This is a genomic window from Paenibacillus sp. MDMC362, assembly GCF_003269305.1.
Classification (GTDB): domain Bacteria; phylum Bacillota; class Bacilli; order Paenibacillales; family Paenibacillaceae; genus Paenibacillus_AQ.
Map to the genome: position 1 here is coordinate 45,653 of NZ_QLYT01000028.1, position 9,913 is coordinate 55,565.

The window sequence follows — 9,913 nt, forward strand, 5'->3', positions numbered from 1 at the left end:
AATACTCATGAGATCCATATATGAGCAAAAAATCATCATATTAACCGGAAGTCTGGGAGAGGGTCACAACCAGGCATCAAAGGCCATTGTGGAATCAGCAAAAAGAAACTACCCTCATCTGAGCGTTAAAGTCATTGATTATATGGAGTTAACCCATCCACGGCTGCATGTGGCTGGTCAGTTTTTCTTTGTGCAGTGGATGAAGCATTTCCCATCCGTTTACGGCTATCTATTCCAAAAAACACGCGAGGAAAACACGCTCATCCATATGCTGAAACGCTTCAGCACCTTCAGTCTTCACAAGCTCAGCACGATGCTGGAAACGGAAAATCCGGCTATCGTGGTCAGTACGTTTCCGCCGGCAGCAGCAGGCATGTCTCTGCTGAAAGGGATGGGCTTTACCAATGTGCCGACGGCAACCGTCATGACGGACCATACGGATCACAGCTACTGGATACACGCTCACACGGATTATTACATGGTTGGTTCCGATGTGGTACAGGATGCATTGGAGCGCAAAGGCGTGCCAAGCGAAAAGATTTCTGTAACCGGCATCCCCGTCAATCCGCTGTATAGTCAGCCAATGGATCCCGGACGGCTTCGAGCTCATTATGGCTTGCGTCCATCCGAGCAGGTTGTGTTGATCATGGGTGGGGGAGAAGGGATGATCGATAAAGAAATTATCGAGCTCTTGAAATCGAGGGCATACCCAGAGGATGTTCGGTTTATGGTCGTGTGCGGCCGTAACATGAAGTTATATCAAGCACTACTGGAGGAGTTTGCAGGTCATCCGCAAATCACTGTTATGGGTTACGTGGATCGTATGCATGAATTGATGGCGATAGCGGACCTGATGGTGACAAAGCCGGGAGGACTCACGATTTCCGAGGCGTTAACGATGGAGCGGCCGATGCTGTTAGTAAAACCCTTGCCAGGCCAAGAGCAGGATAATGCGGATTATCTGGTTGGAATAGGCGTGGCACGGCAGGCCATGGCCGGTGAATTGAAGCAACAACTGCTGACATTAATTAAGAGTCCGTCCTTGTTGCGAGAGATGAAACGACAGGCCGCCTTGAACACGCATAAAGATTCGGCTTTGCTGGTCCTGACAAGACTGATGGATATACAGCAGAATCAGCGGTTTTCCCGTGAATGGTCGGAAGATGTGAATCCGGTGCCCTACGAGGTCCTGAACAGGGAAGTTTATGTAAATGAAACGCTGCAACATTACTATGACAGTTATCGGTAAGATGAAGGAGTTTTCCCATGAATTTGTTTGAATTGGTTGAGCAGTTATTTGAACAATATGGTTATCTAGTGTTATTGATTGGGCTCCCCCTTGATTTTATTGCTCTTCCAATTCCTCCTGGAAACAGCACATTGACCTATACCGGTTTCTTAACCTATAAAGGAATTATCGATATGGTTCCTGCAGTTGGATCTGCTTTTATGGGAGCGGCCATGGGGTTAACCATTACCTATATCCTGGGATACAAACTCGGGATGCCGCTTATCGAGCGATATGGAAAATGGCTGTTTATCAAGCCGTCCCTTGTAGAGAAGACGCAGGTCTATTACAACAAATATGGAAATAAGCTGCTCATTATTTGTTTTTTCATACCCGGGGTCAGGCAGTTTATCGGGTATTTTATCGGCATGATTCGGGTTCCCTATCGGACGGTGTGGCTGTATGGATATACGGGCGTAGCTGCATGGGTATTGGCTTTTTTCGGCATTGGTTTTATATTCGGCGAGCAGTGGCAGTACATTCTGAACGTGGTGGAGCATTATTTGAAAGTGATCTTCATTTGCCTGGCCAGTTCATTTGTCGTTTTGCTGGTGTGGAGTCGTATAAAACGCGAGAAGGCCAAGAAGTTAGCCAAAGTGACCAGAAATGAATAATGATAAATAAAATGAATACTTGCAAAAGATGGCCCAGCAATGTGGATGCATGGATCTGTGCTGGGTTTTTAGATTTAGGACGAGCCTGGCGGAATTTATGATATATTCTAAATAAGTCAACGGCAGCGCATACATAACGAGTTAGAAAAAATACGGGTGTAGTTAGGGGCAGACCATGAGCAAAGTCATACCTTTATTCAGAGTGTTCGATGAACCGAAGGCAAGGGAATTCTATATTCACTATCTTGGTTTTACTTTGGATTGGGAACACCGCTTTGATGAACTGGCACCGCTTTACATGCAAATATCAAAGGAATCGGTAACGATTCATTTGACGGAGCATTACGGTGACTGTTCCCCGGGAGCAGCCATTCGCGTGGAGATGGCGGGGATTGAGGGGTTTCACGAACAGCTGTTAAGCCAGAACTATCCGTATTCCAGACCCGGAATAGAGATTGCACCATGGAACAGCAAAGAGCTATGTGTCACGGATCCATTCGGCAACCGAATCACTTTCTACGAGGAGTTGGAACCCAGTGAAGATGCTAAACAGGATGCGATTTGAACAAGCCAGGCAATATATGCTGCACCAGGCCAGGGATCTTGAACGGTCATTGTTCCGGTATGATTTTGAGAACGGGTCGTTTACGGACGTGTTGACTGCGCTAGATAGCTATCAGAACGAGGACGGCGGATATGGTCATGGACTTGAGCCTGATCTTCGGTGCAAAGAGTCATCTGCTCTGGCAACAACCAGGGCGCTGGAGATTCTTCGGTTGAATCCAGATCATCCGGTGCGAAGCGAACGGGTGACATCCGCTTTAAAGTATCTCGAGCATTCCTATGTGCCAGAGCGGTCAGGGTGGGATATCATCCCTAAGGAAGCCGAGCAGTCGCCAAGGGCGATATGGTGGCAGTATGGTGCCTTCAAAGATCATTGGGGAAATCCGAATGCGGATATTATCGCCTATTTTATCGACGAGCGGGAGTTATACCCTTTGGAGTTTTTGGAATCAAGGATTGATTATGCTGTGAACTACCTGAAACAATCCAGCGATCTTCATGAAATGCATGAATTGTTTTGTTATTTGCGTTTGAACGAAAGATTGTCAACAGAACAGGCGTCCGAGATCGGAGAAACACTTGAGGTCTTCATGGATCATTGCATTAGCAGGGATCCTGGCAGCCGCGAGGGATACGGAGCAACGCCCCTCAGCATTATGGATTCGCCGGATTCGCCCTATTTTGCCAAATACAGCGAGCTTCTTCCGCTGGAACTGGATGAGCTTATAGGGAATCAAGGGGAAGATGGTGCCTGGGAGCCCAATTGGAGCTGGTACCAGTACGAAGAGGTATGGCCGTTGGCCAAGGAGGAATGGAAGGGCGTTCTGACATGGAATGCACTTCGGACGCTGCGTAATTTTGAACGGATTGAGGGAGTTTGACATCGAATCCCTGGATATAACAGAAATGGCTCGGATCCCATACAGCGGACGAGCCATTTTTGTTTTATATAGTTGGTGAAAGCATGAATCCATATAAAATCCATATCATGTCAATATTCAAGTGAGTATCTTGCAAGAGGAAGCAAACAAGTAAAGTCGGCGTAATCCTTCCTCGATTTCTTCGGATGACAGGTTCCCATATCCTAACACGATACCGGTTGAACGGAAGGGGCTGGAGGATGAGATCCTGTAATTCGATACAGGCTCAACACGGAACCCGTAAGATGCCGTGTCGTTCCATGGAAGAAGGGCATATGGCTGTGGATGGAATATTATCTGAAGATGCATTCCCGCATCATCGCCGAGAATGGAAATATCTGCTCCGAATAAGTGCTGGAGCTGCTCCGTCATGATATTCCGCCGTTTCTTGTACATTTTCTTCATCGTATGGATATGCCGTTCCAGATACCCGTCCAACATGAATTGGCTCAATGCTTTTTGAATGATGAACGGAGTATGTAAATTCAGTTTATCTTTCATTTCGGCAATGGCATCGGTTAGACTCGGTGGTACGATCATAAATCCGATCCGAAGGCTGGGCGACAGCGTTTTGCTGAATGTTCCCACATAGATAACCCTTGAAGGCGACAGCGTCTGTAGAGGAGGCACAGGGATCCCTCGAAGGCGGAACTCGCTGTCATAATCATCCTCGATAGCGAAAGAGTCGGCTTCCTCCAGCATCCCAATGATCTGATGCCTGCGCTGAATGGATAATACGCTGCCGGTTGGAAACTGATGTGATGGCGTTAATAAAACCAGATGCCCTGGAGCGATACTCGACAAGGCGTCGACGCGCATTCCGCTATGATCAACCTCGACCGGAACAAGATTATAGTTCATCGTCTGAAAAATATCCCGGGTAATATCGATTGTCGGGTCTTCGATATAGATGGAATGAAACTTGGAAGACAACGATTTGGCAAGGAGAAGGAACCCTTCAGTGGCACCGGACACAATCACAATCTGTTCGGGTGAGCATTGGATGCCTTTAGCCCGGAATACATAGTCGCAGATGGCAGAGCGCAGAGTCGAATCCCCTTTGACTTGACCGTAGTCATGGTCTTCATATTCGGAAGATTCAGAGGCTTCTTTCAAATACTTGGCCCAGATGTTTCGTGGGAACATGTTCCGATCGGGAACGCCCGTGGCAAAATCAATGACGTCATGCCTAGTGGTTATCCGCCTCTGGATCGGCTGCTTGCTCGAAGGTGGAGCGGTACGCGAATTGGGGGTAGGGATGATACCTTCCGCTACATAGGTGCCGGAGCCTACACGCCCTTCCAGATATCCTTCAGCCGTCAGCTGCTCATATACCTCAATGACGACATTGCGCGCAATCCCCCATTCTTTTGCCAGAACGCGCGTAGGAAGCAGACGAGTTCCGGCTGTCAGTTGTCCCGATTCGATGATCCTTCGCAGCTGCTGACATATCTGACGGGTTACCGTCAGTTTAGATTCACGATCGATCTGAATGCCGTACACCGTATCCCTCCTCTAATTGGTTCCTCCAAATTCGTTATCATTGGATCTCATCAGAGACCATTCTCCTTATTATAATGATGACGAACTGATTCGAAAAGGGAGGAAATATAACAATGAAACGAATGTTAGGCAGATCGCAAATATCGGTAAGTCCGCTCGGTCTGGGCTGCTGGGCCATAGGCGGGAAATTTACATTGGACGGCTTGGCGGATGGATGGGGAGAGGTGAATGAACGCGAATCCATAGCGGGGATTCACGCTGCGTTGGAACGGGGCGTTAACTTTTTTGATACTGCAGATGTATACGGAACGGGCCATAGTGAACGGGTCCTGGGCCAAGCGTTAAAGGGAAGGCGGCAGGATGCGGTGATTGCCACCAAATTCGGTTTTACGTATGATGAGTCAACAAAGGAGGTTTTCACTCGTCACAATGTTTCAGCGAATTATGTCCGCAGCGCTTGCGAGCGATCACTTCAACGCTTGGATACTGATTATATCGATGTCTATCAAATTCATGTAGGCGGATTAAGTCTTGGCGAGGTGGAGTCGGTGATTGATACCTTGAACGGTCTTCGTCAAGATGGGCTGATCCGAACATATGGCTGGAGTACATGGGATGTGGCCAATGCAGAATGGTTTGCTCGAAAATCGGAAGCCGCGGCAATTCAACATGTGCTGAATGTTCTCAGTGACGACAAGGAGATGCTTGCCCTCTGTGAGCGTTACGGTTTAGCAAGCATCAATAATACACCTTTGGCTATGGGGCTCTTAAGCGGGAAATTCAACCATGACTCCAGGTTCAGTGATCAAGATGTAAGGGGGAGCGGTCACGATTGGGTTTCCTATTTCAAGGATGGTAAACCGGTACCATCGTTTCTGGCTAAACTTGAGGCGGTTCGAGAGATTTTAACCAGTGAAGATCGGACTTTGGTGCAAGGGGCGCTGGCATGGATTTGGGGGAGAAGCCACGTCGCGATCCCGATTCCGGGTTTTAAAACGAGGAAGCAAGTGGAGGAATTGACTGGGGCCGCTCTTTTCGGACCACTATCGGACGGTCAAATAAACGAAATTGAAGATATAATGGGCTCGTTGTAAAATGCTATTATCATTACTATACGAATGATTCAAAAAATGATGGTCAAGGAGTGAGGGAACATGGACTTGAGATACCCGATAGGACAATTTGAATGGGAAGGGCCATCGACGCCTGAACAGAGGGAGCTCTGGATTCAAGAGATTAAGAGCCTGCCGGAGAAACTGAGGGCTGCCGTGCAGGGGCTAAGCCAAGAACAGCTGGATTTATCATATCGAGATGGAGGCTGGAGCATCCGACAGGTCGTTCACCATCTGGCAGACAGTCATATGAACAGCTATATCCGGTTCAAACTTGCTTTGACGGAAGACAACCCAACGATTAAGCCTTATGACGAGCAGAAGTGGGCAGCCCTTGAGGATTCAATGACGGCGGATGTTGATGCTTCACTCGTTTTGATTGATGGCATACACGCCAGATGGGTCGCTTTATTAAACATCATGAATACCGAGGACTATCCCAGAACGTTCTATCACCCCGAGAACCAGCGAAAAACGAGCCTGGAATACGCAACGGGCATGTACGCCTGGCACGGTAAACATCATACTGCACATATCACAACTGCAAGAGAACGCTTGAAACTTTGATTTATCAGATGATTCTGCTCCGTCAACTGGCGGAGTTTTTGTTTGTCGTCATGTCGTGATATCTAACTTGGTTGTCGCAATTTTACACTGTGAATCGGGCGGTTCGTGTGATAGATTAATGGCATGATGTCTTAATATTAGATACTGAGGTGACGAGAATGATTAGAATCGGAAAAATTAGTTATTGGCATGTACACGCGTGGGATTATACGAAACAGGCGCAGGAGCATCCGGATGCTCAAATCGTAGCGGTATGGGATGAGAACCCGGAGCGTGGAAGAGAAGCTGCAGAGAAGCAAGGCGTGCCTTTTTATGAGTCCCTGGACGACATGCTGCAAAGTGACGATATCGATGCTGTGATCGTGGATGCTCCGACGTCCATGCATAGAGAAGTCATGTTGAAAGCTGCGGCGGCAGGCAAACACATATTCACGGAAAAAGTAATTGCGGCCACCCTGCAAGAGGTCAACGATATCATCAATGCCGTGAATGAGCACCAGGTCAAATTTACGGTATCGCTACCGCGGCTGAATGACGGCTATACCTTGGCGATCCGCGAGGTATTGCAGCAAGAGCTGCTCGGCACCGTAACACTTGTTCGTGTACGCTTGTCTCATAATGGCGCGACTGCCGGTTGGCTGCCTGAGCATTTCTACAGCCTGGAGGAGTGCCGCGGAGGCGCATTAATCGATCTGGGTTGCCATCCGATGTATTTGACACGCTTGTTCCTCGGTGAAGAAGCGGTTGATGTCCATGCGAATTTCGGATACATCACGGGTAAAGAGGTGGAAGACAACGCCGTTGCTACGCTTTCTACGGCTACGGGAGCTGTCGGTGTGGTTGAAGCCGGATTTGTAAACAGCTTCTCGCCATTTACGATTGAAATTCATGGTACGGACGGAACGATTCTGTACGGAACGCCTGACGCCAAACTTCTGATTCGTTCAACGAAAAAAGAAGAGTACAAGGATGCTTGGGCCCAACTGCCGGTACCGGCGAATCGTGCAAGTGCATTTGAACAATGGATTTCCCATATTCAAGAAGATACCATTGCAGAAGAAAATATCGCATATGCGGTTGAATTAACCAAACTGATGGAAGCATCCAACCGTTCGGCCAAAGAGCATCGCGCCATTCGTTTGGATGAACTCCAAGCATAAGAGCATAAGATACAGGGATGATGCATCAGGATGAATAACCATTTTCCATACGAATTGATGAAAGATCGGCAGGATGCCTTGGAGCGACTTGACCTGAGGGTCTATTGGGGACGTTATGAGATCCGTGTTCTTCGGTTTCATCACACCACCTTTCCGCCTGGAAAGATTGTCTCCTTCCACAAGCATGCGGAGTATGAATTTCATTTCATACCCCGCGGCAAGGGGACCGTTATTATGGAAGAAGAGCCTTATGCGCTGCGGGAAGGCATGTTCTATCTAACGGGTCCGAATGTGCTTCATTATCAGGAGGCGGATGCAGCGGAGCCGATGGACGAATTATGTCTGCACGTGGACATTATCCCACTCGATGAGGTTTCCGATCATGAGAGTCCGGCCCTGCATGCTTCGGATCCATGGGAAATGGCGGAAGCCGATGACTGTATGGAGAAGCTGAGGGGATTACCGCTGAAGCCAACGATGGATATCCATCGTGCGATGCCTTATTTCCTTGAGGCTTATCAGGCTTCTCAAGAGAAGTATTCGGGTCTGTATACAACGATTAAGCAGTGCATTATCCAGATACTGCTGCGCGCTGTACGCGCATATGAATCCGAGCCATCGGAAGCGGAACTGCCTTCACGGGACATGAAGGCTTACCGCTATCAATTGGCACTGGAGTATATCCATGCGAACTCTTCGGGAGAGGTGGTATTGGATGACGTCGCGGAGAAGCTGCATATCAGCTCAAGACAGCTGCAGCGAATATTCAAGGAGCAAGCGGAAGGGCAGTCCTTCAGCGAAATACTGGAGCATGTCCGCCTTGAAGCCGTCTGCAGGAAGCTGATCGATACCAACTGGTCAATTGATAAAATCGCAATACACGAAGGCTTCTCAAGCGGAAGTTATTTGCATACCGTATTTCGAAAGAGATATGGATATACGCCATCAACATATCGGGCAATGAATGTGAAATTGTAGGGGGAGTATCAGCCATGAGCAAAACCATTCGAATTGGAATTATTGGAAGCGGCGGCATTGCGGGGGAGCATGCAAAATATTATAAACAAATTGACGATGTGCAGATTGTCGCTGTAGCTGATATTTTACCCGGCAGAGCCGATCAATTTATTGAGCGCTGGGGACTTCAGGGAGCGATCGGATTTGATGATCACCGAAGATTGTTGGATCTCGACCTGGATGGCGTGAGCATCTGTACGCCAAACGTTGCGCATTACAGCACCACGGTTGATGCACTGTCAGCGGGCAAACACGTAATGCTCGAGAAACCGATGTCGGTCACGTTGGATGAAGCCATCGAGATGGTTCAGATTTCGAAGAAGACCGGGAATATGCTCAATGTGGGCTTCCAGCCGCGTTATGATCCGAATATGGGCATCATTAAGAATTTGATTCATAAGGGCGAGCTTGGAAAAGTGTATTATGTGGAAACCGGAGGCGGTCGCCGTCGTGGAATGCCGGGTGGCACGTTTATCCGGCAGGAGATTTCAGGGGCAGGCGCCATGGCGGACATTGGCTGTTATTCCTTGGACATGGCCCTGAACGCGCTTGGATATCCCAAGCCGTTAACGGTATCCGCGTATACATCGAATTATTTTGGAACAAACCCCAAATACCACTCCGAATCCGGCGCGTTTAATGTTGAGGATTTCGGCGTAGCGATGATTCGATTCGAAGGAGACCTTGTGCTTAACTTCAAAACGTCATGGGCTATGCATATGGATACCCTGGGGGCGACGATGTTCCTAGGCACGGATGCGGGCATGAAGATTACCCCGGCAGGTTCAGGCCCTTGGAGCGGTGTGTGGGACGGGAAGGTAGGATCAATCTCCATGTTCCATGATATCCAAGGTCATCATACCGAAAGCGCCATACCGCTGGTCCAACATGAGCTTAACGTATTTCAGGAGAAAATCAAGGATTTCGTAAGCGCTGTGCGCGAAGGCAAGCCGGCGCCGATCCCGGGAGAGCAGGTGCTTCGGAATCAAGCGATTCTGGACGGCATTTTGCGTTCTTCCCAGAGCAAAAAAGAGGTTGAAATTCATATTCCGGACTTGGATTGATGATGAGAAAGCCGCGCTTATGAAGTGACCCCCAAAAGTTAGACACGATTATTTCATTAGGCAGCTTTCTCAAAATGAGTTCGGTACTGTACCGGACTCATTTT

10 protein-coding genes are annotated in these 9,913 nt (G+C 48.4%); 9 read left to right on the forward strand and 1 reads right to left on the reverse strand.

Features of this window, described 5'->3' with window-relative positions:
- Positions 1-7 precede the first annotated feature (7 nt).
- The 4 genes from DP091_RS14860 to DP091_RS14875 all read left to right on the forward strand — a co-directional run bounded on the left by DP091_RS14860 (position 8) and on the right by DP091_RS14875 (position 3,347).
- On the forward strand, positions 8-1,249 hold the full coding sequence (locus DP091_RS14860) for an MGDG synthase family glycosyltransferase (RefSeq protein ID WP_113059027.1): 1,242 nt from the start codon (positions 8-10) through the stop codon (positions 1,247-1,249).
- Between the two features lie 17 nt (positions 1,250-1,266).
- The gene (locus DP091_RS14865) at positions 1,267-1,902 is read left to right on the forward strand and encodes a DedA family protein (protein ID WP_113059028.1); all 636 of its coding nucleotides are present in this window, start codon (positions 1,267-1,269) and stop codon (positions 1,900-1,902) included.
- A gap of 175 nt (positions 1,903-2,077) precedes the next feature.
- A complete protein-coding gene (locus DP091_RS14870) occupies positions 2,078-2,467 on the forward strand; it encodes a glyoxalase superfamily protein (RefSeq protein ID WP_113059029.1) in 390 nt (129 codons plus the stop codon).
- The gene (locus DP091_RS14875; RefSeq protein WP_258394531.1) at positions 2,445-3,347 is read left to right on the forward strand and encodes a hypothetical protein; all 903 of its coding nucleotides are present in this window, start codon (positions 2,445-2,447) and stop codon (positions 3,345-3,347) included. Before DP091_RS14870 ends, DP091_RS14875 begins: the two co-directional genes overlap by 23 nt.
- A 117-nt stretch (positions 3,348-3,464) precedes the next feature.
- Here the strand turns inward: DP091_RS14875 and pdxR are convergent, their stop codons facing one another.
- Complete coding sequence (gene pdxR, locus DP091_RS14880) at positions 3,465-4,889, reverse strand: MocR-like pyridoxine biosynthesis transcription factor PdxR (protein WP_113059031.1); 1,425 nt, start codon at positions 4,887-4,889, stop codon at positions 3,465-3,467.
- A gap of 113 nt (positions 4,890-5,002) precedes the next feature.
- Between pdxR and DP091_RS14885 the strand changes: the two genes are divergently transcribed.
- The 5 genes from DP091_RS14885 to DP091_RS14905 all read left to right on the forward strand — a co-directional run bounded on the left by DP091_RS14885 (position 5,003) and on the right by DP091_RS14905 (position 9,809).
- A complete protein-coding gene (locus DP091_RS14885; protein ID WP_113059032.1) occupies positions 5,003-5,983 on the forward strand; it encodes an aldo/keto reductase in 981 nt (326 codons plus the stop codon).
- Between the two features lie 60 nt (positions 5,984-6,043).
- Complete coding sequence (locus DP091_RS14890) at positions 6,044-6,568, forward strand: YfiT family bacillithiol transferase (protein ID WP_113059033.1); 525 nt, start codon at positions 6,044-6,046, stop codon at positions 6,566-6,568.
- A 158-nt stretch (positions 6,569-6,726) separates the two neighbouring features.
- Positions 6,727-7,728, forward strand: coding sequence for a Gfo/Idh/MocA family protein (locus tag DP091_RS14895; RefSeq protein WP_113059034.1), 1,002 nt, complete (start codon positions 6,727-6,729; stop codon positions 7,726-7,728).
- Positions 7,729-7,758: 30 nt separating this feature from the next.
- Positions 7,759-8,706: an AraC family transcriptional regulator gene (locus tag DP091_RS14900; protein ID WP_113059035.1), complete on the forward strand. Its 948-nt coding sequence runs from the start codon at positions 7,759-7,761 to the stop codon at positions 8,704-8,706.
- Positions 8,707-8,720: 14 nt separating this feature from the next.
- Positions 8,721-9,809: a Gfo/Idh/MocA family protein gene (locus DP091_RS14905; protein WP_113059036.1), complete on the forward strand. Its 1,089-nt coding sequence runs from the start codon at positions 8,721-8,723 to the stop codon at positions 9,807-9,809.
- Positions 9,810-9,913: the final 104 nt, after the last annotated feature.

Excerpts from the sequence above, each read along its gene's own strand:
- DP091_RS14860 (WP_113059027.1), top strand. The coding sequence starts at position 8 with ATGAGATCCATATATGAGCAAAAAATCATCATATTAACCGGAAGTCTG.
- DP091_RS14865 (WP_113059028.1), top strand. The coding sequence starts at position 1,267 with ATGAATTTGTTTGAATTGGTTGAGCAGTTATTTGAACAATATGGTTAT.
- DP091_RS14870 (WP_113059029.1), top strand. The coding sequence starts at position 2,078 with ATGAGCAAAGTCATACCTTTATTCAGAGTGTTCGATGAACCGAAGGCA.
- DP091_RS14875 (WP_258394531.1), top strand. The coding sequence starts at position 2,445 with ATGCTAAACAGGATGCGATTTGAACAAGCCAGGCAATATATGCTGCAC.
- DP091_RS14885 (WP_113059032.1), top strand. The coding sequence starts at position 5,003 with ATGAAACGAATGTTAGGCAGATCGCAAATATCGGTAAGTCCGCTCGGT.
- DP091_RS14890 (WP_113059033.1), top strand. The coding sequence starts at position 6,044 with ATGGACTTGAGATACCCGATAGGACAATTTGAATGGGAAGGGCCATCG.
- DP091_RS14895 (WP_113059034.1), top strand. The coding sequence starts at position 6,727 with ATGATTAGAATCGGAAAAATTAGTTATTGGCATGTACACGCGTGGGAT.
- DP091_RS14900 (WP_113059035.1), top strand. The coding sequence starts at position 7,759 with ATGAATAACCATTTTCCATACGAATTGATGAAAGATCGGCAGGATGCC.
- DP091_RS14905 (WP_113059036.1), top strand. The coding sequence starts at position 8,721 with ATGAGCAAAACCATTCGAATTGGAATTATTGGAAGCGGCGGCATTGCG.